Below are 19,053 nucleotides of genomic sequence, written 5' to 3' on the forward strand. Positions count from 1 at the left end.
GTCAAGTTGTGAACAAAGTTATCCACATATACCGTTCAAAATGTGGATAAACAGGCTCGAAGCAAGCAGGCTAAGACTTTTAGGTGATAGTAGAATGGGGGATATTTCATAGCTATATTGATTGTGAAATCTGTGGATAATGTGGATAAAAGAGTGGATAAATTTGGTTTTCATTTGAAGGTGGCGTTTTATCAATAAAAAAATGGCCTAGAAGGCCATTTTTCAATATCGTCCATACACAAATGTTGTGGATATTCTTGTGTACAAAAAATAGAAGAGGGAAATGTGAAATTTTTATGGCTAAGATTTTATGCAGCAGCTTTATGCCTCAAGCAGTTCCTCCCAGGATGCATAGGTTTCAGTCAATTCCTGTTTATGGGTGTCGAGTTGTGCCTGAATATCCTGAAGTGCCGTGTAATCCTGATAAATTTCAGGCATGGTCATTTGTTCCTCCAAGCCTACAATTTGTTCTTCCAGCGTTTTAATCTTGTTTTCCAATGCCTCCAGCTTGCGTTGACGACTACGTTCCTCGCTTTTGGCTTGTTTGTCTGCCGCATAGGTGGCCGCGCGTGATTTTGGAGTGGTCTCGTCTGCTACGGACGCAGAGGCAGATGGGGCCTTGCCACGATTGCTCTGATTTGCCTCGAGCGCCTCCTGTGCGATTTCCTCCAACTCTTGTTTCTTGGCTACATAGTCATCATAATTCCCCAGGAAATGTTCTATTCCTTCAGGATGAAGCTCAATGACACGTTCAGCCATTTTGTTAAGGAAATAACGGTCATGGGAGATGAACAAGAGCGTACCGTCATAGTCCATCAAAGCCGCTTCCAGGACTTCCTTGCTAAATAGATCCAGATGGTTGGTAGGCTCATCGAGAATTAATACGTTGGCTTCGCGCAGCATTAGCTTGGCCAGGGATACGCGGGCTTTTTCTCCTCCGCTTAATGAAGCTACCTTTTTTAGTACATCGTCACCGCTAAATAGGAAATTACCCAGCACTGTCCGAATCCGTGCTTCTTCCATATGAGGGTATTCGCTCCACAACTCCTCCAGTACAGTATTGGCGGGGTTCAGGTTTGTCTGCTCCTGGTCATACAGACCGATTTTGATTTTCGTACCCCAGTGGATGGACCCAGCAGCAGGTTTAAGTGAGCCAGTCAGGCATTTGAGCAAAGTCGATTTTCCGATCCCGTTCGGACCGATCAGTGCCACCGTATCTCCACGTTTTAAGTCAAAGGATGCATGCTGAAATAAAGGCTTTTTCCCCTCATACGCTACGGAAAGGTCACGCACCTCTAATACTTCCTTACCCGACATATAGGCAGTTTCAAAAGAAAAGTGGGCTTTTTTTAAATCGCCCATAGGTCGATCCATGCGCTCCATTTTGTCCAGCTGCTTGCGGCGGCTCTGGGCACGTTTGGTTGTAGAGGCTCGCACGATATTGCGTTGTATAAATGCCTCCATCCGTGCGATTTCCTCTTGTTGCTTTTCGTAATGCTTGATGTTTGTTTCATACTCAGCAGCCTTTAGTTCCATATAGCGGCTGTAGTTGCCTGTATAGCGGGTGGAGCGATGGCGCTCAATTTCAATAATCGTCGTCACCAGTCGATCCAGAAAATATCGGTCATGTGATACGACTAGCAGCGAGCCGGAGTAGCCGCGCAAATAGTCTTCCAGCCAGGTCAGTGTTTGAATATCCAGATAGTTGGTAGGCTCATCGAGCATAAGGACATCTGGAGCGAGTAGTAGGATGCGCGCTAGCGCAAGTCGGGTTTTTTGACCTCCGCTTAGGGTGGCTACAGGCGTTTCGGGTGCAAATGAACTAAAGCCCATGCCGTGCAGCACGCTGCGAATACGGGTCTCCATTTCATAACCACCGTGATCCTTGAACCAATCTGAGCGTCGTGCATAGCGTTCGAGCAGATCGGCATAACGCTTTTCGTTCTGCGCATTGGCCGGATCGGCGATTTCCTGCTCCATTTGCCGAAGTTCCCGTTCTGCTTCAATCAGCGGTGTGAACACCAGCATCATTTCATCCCAGATCGAACGGTCAGAATTTAAGCCACTGTTTTGCGCCAAATAACCGATGCTGGTTTCCTTCGCTTTAAAGATTTGTCCACTGTCATAGGATATTTCACCAGCAATGATTTTGAGCAGGGTCGATTTGCCTGCACCGTTCACACCTACCAGCCCAATACGTTCACGTTCCAATATTTGAAGGTTAATCCCGTCCAGAACGGGCTCAATTCCATAGGATTTAGTAATTCCGGTTACTTGCAATAGCATAGCGTATCGTTCCTCCATTACATTTTGCACAGTTCTTCCTGCCTTTTTCGCAGGTACCTTCCTTCCAGTTTACATGAAATTACCCACTATTGCACTGCTTTCACCCCCGAAACCCTTGAGCCTCGTATAGTCAATTTGTATAAACAATGATAAACTTAAACGAGAAGTGAAAAAGAATGAAAAAAACTTGCAACGTACAGCACTTACTGACAAATGGGACAATTGTAACGTTTTGATGATTATCGACGATTGTGCGGGAGGGCGGATGTGTGGATGTCTGTAATGTGAAGAACGCGCTGCGTGTACAGCAACGGGAAGCGCGTGACTCCATGGACCCGCTGACAAGGCAGAAGGCATCGGCTGTGGCCTGTCGGCATGCAATCGAGGCATGGGAGCAGCTTAGAATAGACAGAAACGGGGATAAGCTAACATTATTTAGTTATCTCTCTTTTGGCAGCGAGATTTCTACGACTCCCCTCATTGAGCATTGCTGGTCACAGGGAGATCGTGTCTTGGCCCCGAGAGTGGATTCGGTAACCCGAACCATGGAGCTGAGGGAGATGGATCAGTATGAAAATATGGTGCCCGGCGTATGGAACATCCCTGAGCCTGCATTGACATGCAAGAAATGGTTGCCTGAAATGTGGACGGGAATCGACTGGGTTGTTGTGCCCGGCTTGGCCTTTGATCGTCGTGGAGGCAGAATCGGCTATGGCGGAGGCTACTATGATCGCTTTACCGCACAGGTAGAGGCAGAGAAGCGTAATAACGGCTCTGTAGGTCCGCTTTATGTCTCGCTGCTGCTGCCGGGACAATTGTTGGCACAAGTACCCATGGAGCCAGGAGATTTGCGAGTGGACGTGCTGTTTACACCTGAAGGACGCTTAGATTGTAACCATGCAAAATCGACAAATGATGAATGAAGTAAAGTTGGGTATGTGAAAGGAGCTGTGAGGGAGTCGTGGATTCCTTTACTCATTTTAACGAACAGGGACGAGCTCGTATGGTAGATATTTCGGGCAAAACGTCTACGGTTCGTACAGCAGTCGCCGTGACTCAGATTACGATGAACCCGGCTACATTGACGGCTGTAAAAGAAGGCAGAATCGGCAAGGGTGATGTTCTTGCTGTGGCCCAGGTCGCGGGGATTCAAGGCGCGAAAAAAACGTCAGACTGGATACCGATGTGTCATCCGCTGGCTCTGACAGGCGTGAACATTACTTTTTCCGATAATGGACATGATGTGCTTCATATTGAAGTTGAAGTGAAGACCGAGGGTAAGACGGGTGTAGAAATGGAAGCTTTGACAGCGGCTTCAGCCGCAGCGTTAACCGTGTATGATATGTGCAAGGCGCTGCAAAAAGATATGATCATCGGCCCTACCATGCTGCAATCCAAAACGGGTGGCAAGCATGGGGATTTTCAAAGGGAGGACCACCGGAAACCTTGACATAGACAACATTGTCGCCGAGAGGGTACTGTGATGTGATGGAGGATGCAGCGTGGCTGTTTCTGATTTTCAGAAGAGAAAGTATTCTTTCATGATAGGAGAAGGGTGATCTTATGGTGTGGAAAACGGCGATCCTAACAGCCAGTGATAAAGGGGCAAGGGGAGAGCGTGAGGATACAAGCGCACAGGTCATCCGGGAACTCGTCGAAGAAGAACTGGGCGGAGAGATTGTGGAATACCGGATCGTTCCCGATGAACCGGATGAGATTATTGCGGCTTTAATCGAAATGACCGATTATTTTCATGCAGACTTGGTGCTAACTACGGGCGGAACCGAACTGGCGATCCGTGATGTGACACCTGAGGCGACCAGACGGGTCGTGGAGCGGGAAGTGCCAGGTATGGCGGAAGCCATGAGAATGATCGTGATGCAGAAAAATCCGGCGGCCATGCTTTTTCGTGGAATCGTGGGGATACGCGGACGTACATTGATTGTTAATTTGCCAGGAACGCCCAAAGGCGTGCATGAAAACTTGGCAGCAATTATGGATCAGCTCCCGGAAGCGCTGCTCATGGTGACAGGTCAGTTCCGGTAGAAGGCAGCCCGTGTGTGTGGTATGATACCTGTAAGAATTTATATGGCCGTATATGGACAGAGGTTCTCATTTTGTCCGTCAACATAAGGAGGATTACTACACATGCCCAATATTGGAGCACCGGGTTATATTTTGTTAATTATTCTGGCGCTGCTGCTTTTTGGTCCGAACAAGCTGCCTGAGCTGGGCCGAGCTGTAGGGCGTACATTCCGTGAATTTAAAAACGGGGCACGCGATATCTTATCTGAAGATGAACGGGCTGGGCGTAAAGAAAGCAAAGATAGTGTGGTCCAAGCAACACAGACGACGTCTTCAGAAGTTCAACCTCAGCCTGAGGATAAACGCTTGTCATAGATTTAGTTATTCATTTTTGCTGCTTGTATAATATACATGAGCCTCTTCTTCAGTGAAGGGCTTTATTTTTTAGGAGGCGCTGCTGCGTTCCGTTCAGAAAGGAGGAATAGGCTTGACCCCATCAGAGCATGAAATGCCGCTAATGGAACATCTGGGTGAGCTTCGTCGACGAATAATTTATGTGCTGATTGTATTTGTATTGGCGCTGGTTGGTGGATTGTTCGCGGCGGGTTCTGTCTATAACTGGCTTATTCGCTCCGGTTCGGCGCAAGCTTTTCAGTTAAATGCATTTTCCTTTTGGGACGGAATCGGTATCTACATGAAGATCGCCATGATCATTGGGATTGCAGTGGCGTTACCATTTGCATGCTACCAATTGTGGAAGTTTGTCAGCCCGGGATTAAGGCCGCAAGAACGGAGTGCAACCTTGCGATATGTGCCTTATGTGCTGCTTTTGTTCATTATTGGTGCAGCTTTTGCTTATTTCATTATTTTCCCGATGGCGATTCAGTTTACATCGTCCGTCACCAAAAGTATGGGATTGCAGGAAACGTACGGTATTGCACAATATTTCACCTTTATGTTTAATATTGTGTTGCCTGTAGCGTTGCTGTTTGAACTCCCCCTGCTGATCATGTTTCTGACAGGGATTCGTGTATTAACCCCGATGAGGCTTCGCAAATGGCGGAAGATTTCTTATTTCCTGCTTGTTTTTGTCGCTGTTGTTATCACTCCGCCGGATTTTATATCCGATTTTTTGGTGGCGATTCCGTTGCTGGTGCTGTATGAAGCGAGTGTATACTTGTCATCAGTCGTGTACCGCAAGCAACTGCGTGCACAGGAGGAACGGGAGGCCCAATTGCGTGTAGCTGCGGAATAATAAGCAGGGCCTGAACGGCTCAATAACTAATTTCTCTAAAATTGATCAACATAGCTGTCTTAAAAATAACCATTAGCCTTGAGTTAACGGTTATTTTTAGGATAGGTGGATATAATCGAGAATGGCTGCCCATAAAAATTCCCATAAAAAATACATTAGGGACTTGAAATTCAATCTCAAGTTGAGTATCATAAAGTTGGTTGTTAGCACTGACGACTGTTGAGTGCTAATACATACAACATAACAACCAAATTACAGGATAAACACTTAATAAGGAGGCTATTTTTCATGATCAAACCTTTGGGTGAACGCGTATTGGTGGAAGCAATTGAGCAAGAAACAACGACTTCCTTCGGAATCGTACTTCCTGACTCTGCCAAGGAAAAGCCGCAAGAAGGCAAAATTATCGCGGTTGGCGCAGGCGCATTGAAAGACGGTGCCCGTATTCCTCTGGAAGTAAAAGAAGGCGACCGTGTCATTTTCTCCAAATACGCTGGAACGGAAATCAAATATGAAGGTAAAGAATATTTGATTATGAAAGAAAGCGATATTCACGCGATCATCGGTTAACCGGAACCCGGACAAGACCTAAATATAGGAATTGAAACAAATCATTCATAATCCATAGGGAGGTTTATCACAAATGGCTAAAGACATTAAATTCAGTGAAGACGCTCGCCGCTCCATGCTGCGCGGGGTAGATGCATTGGCTAACGCTGTTAAAGTAACACTCGGACCGAAAGGCCGTAACGTTGTACTGGAGAAAAAATTCGGTAGCCCGCTCATCACTAATGACGGTGTAACGATTGCAAAAGAAATCGAGCTGGAAGACGCGTTCGAAAACATGGGCGCTCAACTGGTTAAAGAAGTAGCAACCAAAACAAACGATGTAGCTGGTGACGGTACGACTACGGCTACTGTTTTGGCTCAAGCCCTCATCACTGAAGGTTTGAAAAACGTAACTGCTGGCGCAAGCCCAATCGGTATCCGTAAAGGGATCGACAAAGCGGTTAAAGCAGCAGTTGCTGAACTGCAAGCTATCTCCAAACCAATCGAAAGCAAACAATCCATTGCTCAAGTAGCTGGTATTTCCGCTGCTGATGATGAAGTAGGCGAACTGATCGCTGAAGCTATGGAAAAAGTGGGCAAAGACGGTGTCATCACTGTTGAAGAATCCCGCGGTTTTGCAACAGAACTGGAAGTAGTTGAAGGTATGCAGTTTGACCGTGGCTACATTTCTCCGTACATGATTACAGATACGGACAAAATGGAAGCTGTACTGGACAATCCATATATCTTGATTACTGACAAGAAAATCACAAACACACAAGAAATCCTGCCATTGCTTGAAAAAATCGTACAACAAGGCAAGCCACTCGTTCTGATCGCTGAAGACATCGAAGGCGAAGCGCTGGCTATGCTCGTTGTCAACAAGCTGCGTGGTACATTCAATGCTGTAGCTGTTAAAGCTCCTGGCTTTGGTGACCGTCGTAAAGCAATGCTGCAAGATATCGCTGCCCTGACAGGCGGCCAAGTAATCACAGAAGAACTGGGTCTGGACCTGAAAACAGCTTCTGTGGACCAACTGGGTACAGCACGTCAAGTGCGTATTACAAAAGAAAACACGATTGTGGTTGACGGTGCTGGAAACAAAGCCGACATCGACGCTCGTGTTAGCCAAATCCGCACGCAACTGGAAGAAACTACTTCCGAGTTCGACAAAGAGAAACTGCAAGAGCGTCTGGCTAAATTGTCCGGCGGCGTAGCAGTAATCAAAGTCGGTGCGGCTACTGAAACAGAATTGAAAGAACGCAAACTGCGCATCGAAGATGCTCTGAACGCAACCCGTGCTGCGGTTGAAGAAGGTATCGTATCCGGTGGTGGTGTAGCGCTCCTGAACGTATACAATGCAGTTGCTGCTGTTGAACTGCAAGGCGACGAGCAAACAGGCGTCAACATCGTGTTGCGCGCTCTGGAAGCTCCAATCCGTACAATTGCTGCTAATGCAGGCGAAGAAGGCTCTGTTATCGTTGAGCGTCTGAAACGCGAAGAAGTAGGCGTTGGTTTCAACGCAGCTACTGGCGAGTGGGTAAACATGATTGACGCAGGTATCGTTGACCCTGCGAAAGTAACTCGTTATGCATTGCAAAACGCTGCTTCCGTAGCGGCTATGTTCCTGACTACTGAAGCAGTGATCGCTGACAAGCCAGAACCAGAAAAGGCTGCAATGCCTGACATGGGCGGCATGGGCGGAATGGGCGGCATGATGTAATAAACCAAAAAACCCTTGTTGCACCAAGGGTTTGATGGATTGTTATATTGACTTGTTAACATTTTGTTAACTCTGATCAGATTTTTTTGAGGCTCTCATTAGTTCGCTGAACTTTTGAGCAGCCTCTTTTCTTTTTGGCTTAGTTATATGAAGATATATTCTGCGTGTTATCTCATCGTTTGCATGTCCTAACCGCTGCATGATTTGTTCAAGAGTGGCTCCGGCTTCAGCTAATAGTGATGTATGAGTGTGGCGAAGTGAGTGGGGGGTAAGATCGGGATTTAGGCCAGCTAGTTTTAGTAATCGCTTCATCCGAAGTTCAACCATTTTTATTACTTGAGGATATCCAGCGAATTTACCGATTCTTGCGAATATGAAACCTTGGTCGTGATAAGTTTTTGGTTTTTTTGATTTCTCTATTTGTTGAATGGTTAACAAGTTTTGGAATCCTATAATGATTTCGTGATCAACATCTATTTCGCGAACCGATGATACAGTTTTAGGTGTGTTGAGTTTATAAAGAGCGTAATTATTATTTGGGTTATACAGAGTTTTCGTTATTCTTATCTTGTCATCTTCGAAGTTGACATCCAGTCTTTTTAATGCACATAACTCACCGACTCTCACGCCTGTATAGGCCAATGTATTAAAGGTTTCAAAATCATTATCCAATCCATGGTCTTGAGCGATCTGTAGAAAATGGACGAGTTCATCCCTTTCTAAATACTTAGGTAGCTCGTTATTTTCTTCAAGCTCTTGGACTGTTTTCTGACGCTTAGGCACAAAAGCAGTTGATGTAGGATCTGTTTTCAAAGCCCCAATTTTTAAACCGTATGAAAATATCATTCTGCCGGTTGAGTGTACACCTGATAACGTATTGTCGGCTAGTTTATTTTGTAGGCTTGTGAGTGCATCCTGATACATCTGTTCAGTGATCGAAGATACATTGAGCTTTGCAAAGAACGGTAACAAGTTTTCTTTTTCATTAGTTCTGATTCGGATCGTACCATCTTTTTTTGGTTTTCCATGTGAACTATAATATTTCAACCACTTGTCCGCTAATTCTTCAAAAGTCATTTTGGTTTCTTCTTTGAATACGCCTCGATTTATCTCGGACAGCATATCCGCGGCAGCAGCTTGCGCTTCTTTTTTAGTCTTAAACCCGCCTTTTCCCTTTTGCTTTCTTTTACCTGTTTTCGGATCAGTACCTATGCTAATCATAAATGACCAGGTTGACCCTCTTTTATAGAAACTTCCTTCCAATTTCTAACACTCCTTTTATTGTCTGAAATGCCCCACGTAAACTCCACAAACTATAAATTCATTTGGTGTCACCTCCATGGACTGATAAGAATCATTCTCTGGAACAAGGTTAAATTTTGCAGAACCTTCAGACCATTTCATTCTCTTTAAAATGCCTTCTTCGCCGTTAACGATAACAGCAACGATTTGTCCATTGAATTCCGCCCAGTTTTCTCTCCTCATGAAAACAATGTCGCCATCATTAATGCCTGCATTGACCATAGAATCACCTTTTACTCTTAGAGCATAGTCTGGTTGTTTTTGTTTCATAAAGGGATAGTTTATGTATTCTTCAATATTGTTTTCTGCAATTATCCCGTCACCAGCACAGATTGATCCGATCAGAGGTATCGGTTTTGCGTATTTGACTAGAGTCAAATACTCTCCTAGTTTTGGAGAATACTTATTCAATATATTTTCAAGAGTATTAATTACGTCATTCTTTTGTTCAATGTTAAGATCGCCACGCAGATACTCAGATTTAATATCGTCTAAAGTAGCATGGGAAAACAAATCAGCGGTCTGTGGATCGACGAATAAGCTAACGATTTCTCTATGTAAGTCTTTATCAATATGAGTGAATAAAAACACTTTATCAATAAGAGCATAAATTCGGTTATCGAGTTCCTCGTTTTCGTTCATGAAATTAGCAAGGAACGTTTCGTGATTTTCTTCTAACCCCTTAAGATAACCCGCTGCTTTCATTAATTCTCCGTATGTAACCCCATCCAGGTGACGAGAAATTTGCATAAGAGTATTAGGCAAAGGTTGCTGCATATTCTTTTCAATTCGAGTGAGAGTGGCAGCTGAGATACCGCTTTTGTCAGCAAAGTCTTTCTTTGTTTTATAACCGCTTGCAAGTCTTTTCTCTTTAATAATGTCACCTATTGTTTTTTCGCTCATTGCCTTCAAAAATCTCCCTTCATCTAATGGCTAAAGAAACTATAACACAAATATTGCGTGCACGCAATTATTTACTCAAAACATATTGCGTGCTCGTAATCGCTGTAATATACTTAAATTGCGAGGACGAAATTACACAAAAAGGAATTGCGCGGGCGCAATAAAAGGGGTGATACAAAAAATGAAGAAATTCGTCGTCCGACTAAAAGTTAAAGAGTTAATGAAAGCGCAAATTGATAAGGACATCGCTACGGATAAAGAACTTGCTGATCTGATGAATGTGAACATTACGCAAATTTGGAGAACAAAACTCCCTGTAGATGATGAGCGCCATAACGCACCTGGTAACCAGTTCATAGCTGGTGTGATGGAAGTCTTTGGCGGAAGATTTGAAGACTTTTTTTTCATCGAAGAAGTTGAAGATGTGAAAAAGAAAAAGAAGAGTGTCCCGGCACTAACCTAATAGAAATGAGGTGTATGTGATGACAAAGCCAAAAAAAACGCATTGGGATGAACTTCCTGATATATTGACTGCTCAAGATATTGCTGAATTATTTGGACTAACTAGGCGTACTGTTTATGACTTATTCATTCTTAATCCTTCGCATGGAGGAATCCCTAACTTTAAAATAGGAAAGTCCCGGCGTGCAGATAAAAAAGATGTAAGAGCCTGGAAAGATAACTTAAAACAAAAGCACCTTAAAAACTTTGCCTGAGGGGAGAAACAGTATGACTCAATTGGTTACGATCCATGGTGTTAGAGGATTTACCGACGAGAAAGGGACAGCACATCTCAATCTGGAGGATGTGGCTCGAGGATTGGGATTCACAGACAATTCTAAAAATTCTGAGTACGTAAGATGGAATACCGTCAAGGCATACTTAGTAGGATTTGGCTTTTCGCAGGAAGTTGCGAAAGACACATTTATCACAGAAAACTTCTTCTACCGCTTAGCGATGAAAGCCAAGAATGCTGCTGCCGAAGCTTTCCAATCCAAAGTAGCGGACGAAATTTTGCCTTCGATCCGACGGACTGGTATGTATGCCACAGCTGAGTTGCTAGACAATCCTGACTTACTGATTGAAGCTGCAACACGGCTCAAGAAAGAACGGGAGGAACGCTTGAAACTTCAAGCCAAAATTGAACAGGACAAGCCCAAAGTAGTATTTGCAGAAGCACTGGAGGTTTCAAAGGACTCTATTCTCGTCGCTGACTTAGCCAAGCTACTTAAACAGAACGGTTTTGAGATTGGCGAGATTAGATTGTTTGAATGGCTGCGGCAAAATGGTTACCTGATTAAATCCGGCAGTGAGCGCAATATGCCTACCCAACGATCGATGGAACTCAAGATTATGGAGATCAAAATGGGGCAGAGAATGAGTTCCAGTGAAGGTTCCAAAATCACACGAACAACAAAGATTACAGGCAAAGGGCAGATTTACTTTATCAATAAATTCAAGGAGGGTGCATGAACATGGAACTAACCAAACAGGAAAGTGAACTCATCCAATTTATTCGCACGCTGGACTTTGACGACATGCTAAATGTCTTGGATGGCATTAAAGCCGTAGCAGAAGACTTGTCTAATAAATCTGTGGTGTATGCAAACAACGGAATTAACAGTGCTGCACAAGGATTTAAAAGCCAAGCTGAAAACATGGACAAGCTTGAGCAGTTACTTGGTGAAGCAAATGAAGAATACCGTAAGGAAATCTATTCTGGATTAGAGGAAGGAGAATGAATATGAACATCGGCGCGATTAAGCAAGGAGCGGCATCGGCTCTGTTGGAGAAGGGCATTACATCTACTGAGTTTAAGTTTATAGCTCAGTTAGAACGGCAAGCGGTTGTTTCGACGGAAGACGAAAATGCGGTAAAACGCATCACTCACAAAATTAACGCTTGGTACCTTGGTTACCGAGTGAAAGGAGAATGAATTTGGACCCGATGTTTAGTGGCTTCGTTGCTGGCAAGCGAGTAAATGGCATGCTACTGATCAAGCGTGACGGTACCTGGTTCCAGCTTAAGACTGTGGCAAGGTTGCAGGCTGACTCTATCAAAAGGAGTTGATAGGTATGTGGCGGTGGTGGCGGAAACGTAAGACTGTTATGACTAAGAATTTAACTGGTTTGAGCGTATTAACGGACGAGCATTTAGAAAGTTTGGCCGAGTCTTACTTACAGCAAGAATTTGGTGACATTAAGCTCAAAGACCAAATACCATTTTCTGTTTATGTCGAAGTTGAGAGAAAGATTAAGTGGGAGGTGTGACGATGCAAGTAGGCATTCGCATAAAAGCTAGCGACAACCCGGAAGACCGTTCTGCGCTGTCTCTTGTAGGCGGTTGGGTAGTGGACGGACCGCATCCAAAGTTCGCCTTCAAAAACGAAATGCAACGCCGGGAATATGATCGGATTCGCAAACAGATCAAGGAGGGAGAACATGCCGAACCTGCAGCAAGCCCAACAACACGTCCAGTCAGTTATCCGCAAATTAGAAGCAATCGTGGAAAACACGGATACCAAAACTAATTCCACGGCATCTATCTTAGAAGCATTGATGGAAATGTACCGTTACGAGGATATTCCTAAAATGGTGGAAGAGCTTAAGCAAGTGGATTTATACCTGGAAAGTAAAATGACTCCGGTTGCAGCCGAAGTCAAATCGAACTAATTAATAAACATTTCACGGTCACTATAACAAAATTTTAGGAGGATGTAAATATGTCTAACCTTTTAAACCCACTTTTTCAAGCGGAACTGGATGAATTGGATCAACAGGAACAGGAGGAACGCCAACGCTTTGTGGTGGATAGCCTGGACTCGCTAACTTGGGTTATGCGTAAGCTGGTGGCACTAGAAATGAAACGCAAAGAGGCCAATGCGGTAGCTGATGCTGAGGCGCATCGAATTGAGTCATACCGCAAATCAGAACTGGAGAAGGTGCAACGTGATGAGGACTATTTCCGTGGTCTGCTGTCTGAATATGCAGCGCGTCGCCGGGAAGAAGACCCTAAATTCAAGTCTGTTAAAACTCCGTATGGTTCTGTGTCTCTCAAGAAGCAGCAGCCTAAGTGGAATTACGATGATCAAGCTTTGACTAGTTGGCTTAACGATAACGGCTATGACCATCTCATTAGAGTTAAGTGGGAACCAGTTAAAACGGACATCAAGAAAGCATTCTCTGTTTCTGATGCTGGCGTGGTGGTTGATCCGAATGGTGAACCGGTAGAAGGAATCCTAGTTGAGCACCGTGGCGATGAACTTGTCATCAAGCCGGAGGTGTAAGGCATGCTGATACGTAAATCGAAACGAACTGTAACCAAGGCGAGAATAGGTATGACAGGTCCTAGCGGATCGGGAAAGACGCTTACTGCTTTGCTAATGGCCTTTGGAATGACTGGTGATTGGGAGAAGATCGGTCTAATTGATACAGAGAATCGAAGCGCAGATTTATACGCCGAGACGACAAAAGCAGGCGTTCATATTCCCGAATTCTCAAAAATCGACTTAGAACCGCCATATACCACTGAAAAGTATATCGAAGCTATCAAAGCTTTTGAAGATTACGGAGTTGAAGCGATCATTGTCGATTCACTTTCCCATGCATGGGCTGGTGAAGGCGGGATTATTGAGCAGAAAGACAAGCTTTCTAAGACTAAAAATAGCTTCACGGCTTGGGGTGAGTTAACACCCAAACAGAACAAAATGGTAGAAGCCATTCTTCAATGCTCTGCACATATCTTTGTGACCATGCGGTCTAAGACTGAATATGTACTTGAGGCCAATGAGAAGGGAAAACAGGTACCGCGCAAGGTCGGTATGGCTCCAGTACAGCGGGATGGATTGGAGTATGAATTTACTCTTGTTATGGACCTGTCAGCGCATCATATTGCTTCGGTCTCCAAAGATCGCACGGGCTTGTTTGATGGTCTGGAATTTACACCAGGGGTGGAGACTGGACAGCAGCTTTCAGAGTGGTTGGAGTCGGGAGAAAAGATTGTTTCCAGTGAAACAGCAGAGGAAATCAAAACGGTTTGGGAATCACTTGGTTACAAACCTGAAAAAATAGATGCACAAACTAAGAAATTATACGGTTTCACGTTACTAGGCATCACCGAAAAACAAGGTAAAGAGTTCCTTGGAACGTTGACTGAATCTATTAAAGAAAAAGAAGTAGAGGGGGACAAAGAGAATGGCTAGGAAGAAAATGCTTCATAAATTGGTTCCTGAAAAATATGGAGTTGATTTGGAAACTTTTCTTCGGCAGGCCTATTTCGAGCAAGGTCTTGATCAATATAAGATAGCTGAAATTTTAGAATGCACAGCTGGAGCTATATGTCTTTGGTTCTCTAAATTCAACATCCAAGCACACCCTAATGGCACCTTTCAAAGAGGCCGAAAGTTATCCCCGGAACATATTGAAGTCATCAAAAGAACTCATACTGGCAAAAACGTTTCAAAATCAACCAGAGAAAAGTTAAGTAAGGCCAGACGCGGTATTTCATATATCGGTAAATCACCACATTTTACAGGAAAGCGATTAGGTAGAACTGACGGGTACATTCAACTTTACAAGCCGGATCATCCTAACGCATCGAAAGAAGGATACGTCATGGAACATCGTTTTATCATGGAACAAAAACTAGGGCGGTACCTTACTCAAAAGGAAGAGGTACATCACATTAACCATATAAGAAATGATAATAGAATTGAAAATTTGTACTTGTTCTCCTCAAAAGAAGAACACCAAAGGTTTCATATGAAGCAGCGCCATAATGAAAGGAGAAACAAAAATGTCAATTAATCGCGTGGTACTTGTAGGTCGCTTGACTGCCGATCCTGAATTAAAATATACGCCCACCGGTGTGGCGACTACCCAATTCACCTTGGCTGTAGACAGACCCTTTTCAAACAATGGGCACCGTGAGGCCGATTTCCTAAAGATTGTGACTTGGCGGCAGCTTGCTGAGACTACCGCTACTTACTTGAAAAAAGGTAGATTAACCGCGGTAGAAGGGCGAATCCAGATTCGAAGATGGGAAAGTGATAGCGGTACTCGTTACATCACTGAAATCGTCGCAGACAATGTACGATTTTTGGAGTCAAACAGGGACAATAACCGGAACCAAGCCGATCCGAACGAACCAGCTCCATACCGTGCCGATGGAGACCCGTTTCATGATGATGGACAACCAATAGACATATCGGATGATGACTTACCTTTCTAGGAGGATAAATGGAAGTAGCTAATGTAACACAAGAGTTGTATGCCGCTTCAAAACGGCTTGGGAAGTCAGCAGACGCATTGTTTGGATTAGGTCGAGACAAGGCAGAGACAGAGCGTGTATATCGCGCTGAATTGGCTAAGGAAATGTTTAAGCTACGGCATGATAAGGTTCCTGTAACTCTTATACCGGATATAGCAAAAGGGAACGTGTCGAAGTTGCTGTTTGAACGGGACTTAGCAGAAACACAGTTTCAATCTGGTATCAAAGCAGCGGATGCAATCAAGGTTCAAGTGTCTGCGCTGCAAACAATTCTTAAATTCCAGTCTGATATATAGGAGGCATGCAGCATGATACAGTACGGATTTCATCCAGCCCCTAAACCAGCCAAAAGCAAACGTGTAAAGCTCACACAGAAGCAGAAAGGCGATATAAGCCAACAGGTAGATAAGCAGCTTAAAGCGCGGTCACATGGGCTCTGTGAGCTTTGTGACAACGCACTGGCTACCGAACGAGCTCACTTGATCGGACGTAAGCACATTAACCATAAAACGAGAGTAACGGACTTATTACATTTATGTACGGCATGCCATGACTGGCTGGACGAAACCCCCGAGGGGATACGGGCTAGAAGGGCAATGGCAACGCTGGTTAAATCAGCAAAAGAATAGTGTGGTGATAATATGGCTTGGCTTGAGAGCCACCAAGGGCTTGGGAGACACATCAAGACTAAACGATTGGCCCGTAAGCTAGGAATTACAGTTCCGGCGGTTATCGGTCATCTACATCTGTTGTGGTGGTGGGCCATGGATAACTTGCCAGATGGTTGTGTATCTGCATTGGAGCCGGAAGACGTCGCAGATGAAATGATGTGGACCGGGGATGCAAATGAACTTTTAAACGCATTACTTGATGTTGGCTTTATCGACGAAATTGATAATCAGCTATTTATTCATGACTGGCAGGATTATATTGGGAAACTGGTGGATAAGCGTAAATCGGATGCGGAAAGAAAGCGGATGTCCCGCAAACCTTCCAAGTCACGTCCAAAGGATGTCCAACGGACGTCCAGCGGACAGTCTACGGACAGTCTTGGGGACGGCGCAGGTAACAGTACAGTACAGTACAGTACCTTACCAAATACTATTACTACTACTGCTGACGAAATGGAAAAAATAGAAAAGGTATATAGCCAAATACACGGTTGCATAGGTTTTAAACCTAAAGAATGGCCTTTGGTCACTCAGTTTATAAATCAGGGCATTAAGTCAGATTTGATCATTGAAGTGATGCGGGAACGACATAAAAAGAAATTGGAGGAAGGCGGCAAGGTCAATTCATTCTCTTTTTATACAAATGCAATAACAGAACGAGCTGCACAAGTTGGCTCACAAGATCGCTTGGACTTTATAGACGACATATAGGAGGTGCGCCATGGAAAGAGAGGATGCCAAAAAGCTATTCAAAAAAATAGCGGCCAGTTATCCAAGCTGGAAAGTTGATCGGACCGTTGCTGAAAACTGGCTGGAGGAATTAGAACAAGCTGACGGGGAACATTGTTGGGCCAATGCCCGGGAGCATATCCGAGAAAGTAAGTTTGCTCCTTCGATTGCTGAGGTCATTAAACCGAACGCCAGAATTGAGGCTGATAGAGAAATAGAGCGCACTAGAAAAATGCTTGATGAGCAAGATCGAATACGGCAAAGCGCGTCAAGTGAGCCGCCATGGAAACGTGAAGGGATTGACCGTGAGGAATGGATGCGTAGGACCATAGCTGCTCACAAGGAAGGTAAGTCATGAGTTATTACAGCTTGGAAGCTGAGCAGGCGGTACTAGGTTCGATTATTCTACAACCAGATTTGATTTATGAATCCATCTTAACGGCAGAGGAATTTTATCACGGTCCACATCAAACGATTTTTGAAAGCATGGAGCTCATAAGGGAGCACGAGAAAAAGATAGACTTGGTTTCTCTGACAATGAACATCGGGGAGAAGATCCAAGATGTTGGCGGTGTTGATTATTTATCTAGGCTATCTCAATCCGTTCCGACTGTGGCTAACTTCCTTGAACACGAAAAAATAATCAAGGAGAAGTATTTATTACGAACTGGATTCAATTCGTTGAAAACCATTTTTAACGATGGGGCTGATGATCCTAATACACTCGCAGCCGAACTGATGGGGATTGCCGAGTTCATCGAAGATCACAATCGGGGTACGGATTATTTCAAGCATATTAAAGACGGAGTAATGCAGCACTTTGATGTTATCAATGACAAGAAATACAATGGCAGGCCTAACGGGGCGAGCACGGCCGGGAAGGACCTTGACGACATAACAGGCAAATGGAAGCCTCAGACACTCAATATAATCGCCGCAAGACCATCCGTAGGCAAAACTGCCTTCCTCCTAAATAACGCCGTTAAAAACGGCAAGGAGGGCCTTACAGTCGCTATATTCAGCTTGGAGATGCCCGACCTGCAACTATATGACCGTATGATATCGGCAGAATGTAATATCGACGGCAGCCGGATCGAGAGTGGGCAACTTCAGGATGAAGAATGGGAGACTTATACAATCGGCCTGTCTGAGCTTTCGAAATTGGACATCTACATTGATGATCGGCCGGGCCTGTCCATTCAGGAGATACGGGCTGCCGTTAGAAAGTTGAAAAAGAAATGTCCTGACCTGATCGTCTATATCGACTACTTGCAATTAATCAAAGGCGGCAAGAAATTCAGCAACCGGAACCGTAACGACGAAGTGGGCTATATAAGCTCTAGTTTGAAGCAGATGGCACGGGAGAATGACTGCCCGGTGGTTGCCCTGGCTCAATTAAGCAGAAGCGTAGAACAGCGTCAGGACAAGCGTCCAATGATGTCTGACCTTAGGGAGTCGGGAAACATCGAGCAGGATGCAGACACAATCACATTTCTATACCGCGACGATTATTACAACGCCGAAACAGAGAAGAAAAATATCATCGAATTTATAGTTTCTAAAAACCGAAATGGACGAACCGGAACTGCGGAAATGGTAAACCTTAAAAACTATGGGAAGTTTGCAGATTACGAGCGGTATCAAGGCTGACTCCAATAAGAAGGGAAGAAGATACGGATGGAACATGAATCTAATCATACGTTTGAGCAGTTAAAGAAATATTGTGGTAAACAAGCTGCCAACATGACCAGAGATGAAGTAATAGCTAAATGGAATAGTATGCAGCCACAAGAGCGAGATATATGGATTGCTACGGATGTGATGGGATATAAGGCGGATCGAGTCAGACCAGGGATGATTATCAACAGTAAAGGTTATTCAACCTCACCAGCAATGTACAGCACTGACATAGGCGCAGCATGGGAAGTATCACAAAAGTATCCGATCATGACTCTGACTAGAACACAAATCTTCGAAATTAGCCCAGCGGAGTACAGCTGCACATTTTGGAATGATGCAGATTCGGGTCCAATTGAAGTCCCTGCCAAGACTGCGCAGGAAGCGGTGTGCTTGGCTGCTCTTATAGCCGTATTAACCCAAGGAGAGGGGATAGAGGAATGACAGATAGAGGAATGACAATATCTGAACTAATCGAAAAATTACAAAAGTTCCAGGAAACATACGGGGATATAAATGTCAATGTGGGCACTCTTAGAGACGGTGTTGTTGATTACGACTCAATAGGACACCTTGCAGTTTTAAGGGATGTTGGTAAGAAAACGGGTGGCAAACTGGTTATTTTTGATAAATGGTCGGATGAATAACAGCCCCTAAAGGGCAAG

General features: G+C 44.4%; 30 protein-coding genes. 27 read left to right on the forward strand and 3 right to left on the reverse strand.

Annotated elements, in window-relative coordinates:
* Nucleotides 1–321: 321 nt before the first annotated feature.
* Complete coding sequence (locus G9G57_RS07220; RefSeq protein WP_153794655.1) at nucleotides 322–2,286, reverse strand: ABC-F family ATP-binding cassette domain-containing protein; 1,965 nt, start codon at nucleotides 2,284–2,286, stop codon at nucleotides 322–324.
* A 269-nt stretch (nucleotides 2,287–2,555) separates the two neighbouring features.
* On the opposite strand from G9G57_RS07220, the gene G9G57_RS07225 reads away from it, so the two are divergent.
* From G9G57_RS07225 to groL, 7 genes are all read left to right on the forward strand, one after another.
* Nucleotides 2,556–3,209, forward strand: coding sequence for a 5-formyltetrahydrofolate cyclo-ligase (locus G9G57_RS07225; protein ID WP_164964713.1), 654 nt, complete (start codon nucleotides 2,556–2,558; stop codon nucleotides 3,207–3,209).
* Between the two features lie 38 nt (nucleotides 3,210–3,247).
* Entirely contained in the window at nucleotides 3,248–3,736 is a 489-nt protein-coding gene (gene moaC, locus G9G57_RS07230; protein ID WP_017426496.1) for a cyclic pyranopterin monophosphate synthase MoaC, read from the forward strand.
* Nucleotides 3,737–3,849: 113 nt separating this feature from the next.
* The gene (locus G9G57_RS07235; protein ID WP_013369877.1) at nucleotides 3,850–4,332 is read left to right on the forward strand and encodes a MogA/MoaB family molybdenum cofactor biosynthesis protein; all 483 of its coding nucleotides are present in this window, start codon (nucleotides 3,850–3,852) and stop codon (nucleotides 4,330–4,332) included.
* A 102-nt stretch (nucleotides 4,333–4,434) separates the two neighbouring features.
* On the forward strand, nucleotides 4,435–4,686 hold the full coding sequence (locus G9G57_RS07240) for a twin-arginine translocase TatA/TatE family subunit (protein WP_164964714.1): 252 nt from the start codon (nucleotides 4,435–4,437) through the stop codon (nucleotides 4,684–4,686).
* A 112-nt stretch (nucleotides 4,687–4,798) separates the two neighbouring features.
* Complete coding sequence (gene tatC / locus G9G57_RS07245; protein ID WP_016821197.1) at nucleotides 4,799–5,566, forward strand: twin-arginine translocase subunit TatC; 768 nt, start codon at nucleotides 4,799–4,801, stop codon at nucleotides 5,564–5,566.
* A gap of 288 nt (nucleotides 5,567–5,854) precedes the next feature.
* Complete coding sequence (groES, locus tag G9G57_RS07250; RefSeq protein ID WP_007429271.1) at nucleotides 5,855–6,136, forward strand: co-chaperone GroES; 282 nt, start codon at nucleotides 5,855–5,857, stop codon at nucleotides 6,134–6,136.
* A gap of 73 nt (nucleotides 6,137–6,209) precedes the next feature.
* Nucleotides 6,210–7,838 (forward strand): chaperonin GroEL, encoded by a 1,629-nt coding sequence (gene groL, locus G9G57_RS07255; protein ID WP_016821196.1) that lies wholly within the window; start codon nucleotides 6,210–6,212, stop codon nucleotides 7,836–7,838.
* A 66-nt stretch (nucleotides 7,839–7,904) separates the two neighbouring features.
* Here groL and G9G57_RS07260 read toward each other — a convergent pair whose 3' ends face one another.
* Entirely contained in the window at nucleotides 7,905–9,101 is a 1,197-nt protein-coding gene (locus G9G57_RS07260) for a tyrosine-type recombinase/integrase (RefSeq protein WP_164964715.1), read from the reverse strand.
* A gap of 15 nt (nucleotides 9,102–9,116) precedes the next feature.
* Nucleotides 9,117–10,043: a helix-turn-helix domain-containing protein gene (locus G9G57_RS07265; RefSeq protein WP_164964716.1), complete on the reverse strand. Its 927-nt coding sequence runs from the start codon at nucleotides 10,041–10,043 to the stop codon at nucleotides 9,117–9,119.
* Between the two features lie 181 nt (nucleotides 10,044–10,224).
* On the opposite strand from G9G57_RS07265, the gene G9G57_RS07270 reads away from it, so the two are divergent.
* From G9G57_RS07270 to G9G57_RS07360, 20 genes are read left to right on the forward strand one after another with little or no spacing between them, the layout of a single operon-like run.
* Complete coding sequence (locus tag G9G57_RS07270) at nucleotides 10,225–10,506, forward strand: hypothetical protein (protein ID WP_164964717.1); 282 nt, start codon at nucleotides 10,225–10,227, stop codon at nucleotides 10,504–10,506.
* Between the two features lie 19 nt (nucleotides 10,507–10,525).
* The gene (locus G9G57_RS07275; protein WP_164964718.1) at nucleotides 10,526–10,759 is read left to right on the forward strand and encodes a helix-turn-helix domain-containing protein; all 234 of its coding nucleotides are present in this window, start codon (nucleotides 10,526–10,528) and stop codon (nucleotides 10,757–10,759) included.
* A gap of 13 nt (nucleotides 10,760–10,772) precedes the next feature.
* On the forward strand, nucleotides 10,773–11,516 hold the full coding sequence (locus G9G57_RS07280) for a phage antirepressor KilAC domain-containing protein (RefSeq protein WP_164964719.1): 744 nt from the start codon (nucleotides 10,773–10,775) through the stop codon (nucleotides 11,514–11,516).
* A 2-nt stretch (nucleotides 11,517–11,518) separates the two neighbouring features.
* Complete coding sequence (locus G9G57_RS07285; protein WP_164964720.1) at nucleotides 11,519–11,785, forward strand: hypothetical protein; 267 nt, start codon at nucleotides 11,519–11,521, stop codon at nucleotides 11,783–11,785.
* A 2-nt stretch (nucleotides 11,786–11,787) separates the two neighbouring features.
* Complete coding sequence (locus tag G9G57_RS07290; RefSeq protein ID WP_164964721.1) at nucleotides 11,788–11,979, forward strand: hypothetical protein; 192 nt, start codon at nucleotides 11,788–11,790, stop codon at nucleotides 11,977–11,979.
* 2 nt (nucleotides 11,980–11,981) lie between these two features.
* Nucleotides 11,982–12,113, forward strand: coding sequence for a hypothetical protein (locus G9G57_RS26200; protein ID WP_274597695.1), 132 nt, complete (start codon nucleotides 11,982–11,984; stop codon nucleotides 12,111–12,113).
* A 5-nt stretch (nucleotides 12,114–12,118) separates the two neighbouring features.
* Nucleotides 12,119–12,313, forward strand: a complete 195-nt coding sequence (locus G9G57_RS07295; protein WP_164964722.1) for a hypothetical protein — start codon at nucleotides 12,119–12,121, stop codon at nucleotides 12,311–12,313.
* Nucleotides 12,314–12,315: 2 nt separating this feature from the next.
* Nucleotides 12,316–12,573, forward strand: a complete 258-nt coding sequence (locus G9G57_RS07300) for a hypothetical protein (RefSeq protein ID WP_164964723.1) — start codon at nucleotides 12,316–12,318, stop codon at nucleotides 12,571–12,573.
* Nucleotides 12,548–12,715: a hypothetical protein gene (locus tag G9G57_RS07305; RefSeq protein ID WP_164964724.1), complete on the forward strand. Its 168-nt coding sequence runs from the start codon at nucleotides 12,548–12,550 to the stop codon at nucleotides 12,713–12,715. The genes G9G57_RS07300 and G9G57_RS07305 overlap by 26 nt, the downstream gene beginning before the upstream one ends.
* A 50-nt stretch (nucleotides 12,716–12,765) precedes the next feature.
* Nucleotides 12,766–13,329, forward strand: a complete 564-nt coding sequence (locus tag G9G57_RS07310) for a host-nuclease inhibitor Gam family protein (RefSeq protein ID WP_153794648.1) — start codon at nucleotides 12,766–12,768, stop codon at nucleotides 13,327–13,329.
* A gap of 3 nt (nucleotides 13,330–13,332) precedes the next feature.
* On the forward strand, nucleotides 13,333–14,244 hold the full coding sequence (locus G9G57_RS07315) for an AAA family ATPase (RefSeq protein ID WP_153794649.1): 912 nt from the start codon (nucleotides 13,333–13,335) through the stop codon (nucleotides 14,242–14,244).
* Nucleotides 14,237–14,848, forward strand: a complete 612-nt coding sequence (locus tag G9G57_RS07320; RefSeq protein WP_153794650.1) for an HNH endonuclease — start codon at nucleotides 14,237–14,239, stop codon at nucleotides 14,846–14,848. Before G9G57_RS07315 ends, G9G57_RS07320 begins: the two co-directional genes overlap by 8 nt.
* On the forward strand, nucleotides 14,838–15,272 hold the full coding sequence (gene ssb / locus G9G57_RS07325) for a single-stranded DNA-binding protein (protein WP_164964725.1): 435 nt from the start codon (nucleotides 14,838–14,840) through the stop codon (nucleotides 15,270–15,272). The genes G9G57_RS07320 and ssb overlap by 11 nt, the downstream gene beginning before the upstream one ends.
* 8 nt (nucleotides 15,273–15,280) lie before the next feature.
* The gene (locus G9G57_RS07330) at nucleotides 15,281–15,607 is read left to right on the forward strand and encodes a hypothetical protein (RefSeq protein ID WP_164964726.1); all 327 of its coding nucleotides are present in this window, start codon (nucleotides 15,281–15,283) and stop codon (nucleotides 15,605–15,607) included.
* Between the two features lie 12 nt (nucleotides 15,608–15,619).
* Nucleotides 15,620–15,940 (forward strand): hypothetical protein, encoded by a 321-nt coding sequence (locus tag G9G57_RS07335; RefSeq protein WP_164964727.1) that lies wholly within the window; start codon nucleotides 15,620–15,622, stop codon nucleotides 15,938–15,940.
* Between the two features lie 12 nt (nucleotides 15,941–15,952).
* Nucleotides 15,953–16,693 (forward strand): hypothetical protein, encoded by a 741-nt coding sequence (locus G9G57_RS07340; RefSeq protein ID WP_164964728.1) that lies wholly within the window; start codon nucleotides 15,953–15,955, stop codon nucleotides 16,691–16,693.
* A gap of 10 nt (nucleotides 16,694–16,703) precedes the next feature.
* Nucleotides 16,704–17,069 carry a hypothetical protein gene (locus G9G57_RS07345; RefSeq protein WP_164964729.1) on the forward strand — a complete coding sequence of 122 codons (366 nt, stop codon included), beginning with the start codon at nucleotides 16,704–16,706 and terminating at the stop codon, nucleotides 17,067–17,069.
* Nucleotides 17,066–18,361, forward strand: coding sequence for a replicative DNA helicase (dnaB, locus tag G9G57_RS07350; RefSeq protein WP_164964730.1), 1,296 nt, complete (start codon nucleotides 17,066–17,068; stop codon nucleotides 18,359–18,361). The genes G9G57_RS07345 and dnaB overlap by 4 nt, the downstream gene beginning before the upstream one ends.
* Nucleotides 18,362–18,388: 27 nt before the next feature.
* On the forward strand, nucleotides 18,389–18,832 hold the full coding sequence (locus tag G9G57_RS07355; RefSeq protein WP_238799270.1) for a BC1872 family protein: 444 nt from the start codon (nucleotides 18,389–18,391) through the stop codon (nucleotides 18,830–18,832).
* On the forward strand, nucleotides 18,829–19,035 hold the full coding sequence (locus tag G9G57_RS07360) for a hypothetical protein (protein WP_164964731.1): 207 nt from the start codon (nucleotides 18,829–18,831) through the stop codon (nucleotides 19,033–19,035). Before G9G57_RS07355 ends, G9G57_RS07360 begins: the two co-directional genes overlap by 4 nt.
* Nucleotides 19,036–19,053 lie beyond the last annotated feature (18 nt).

This window comes from Paenibacillus sp. EKM211P (assembly GCF_011066175.1).
GTDB classification, from domain to species: Bacteria; Bacillota; Bacilli; order Paenibacillales; family Paenibacillaceae; genus Paenibacillus; species Paenibacillus polymyxa.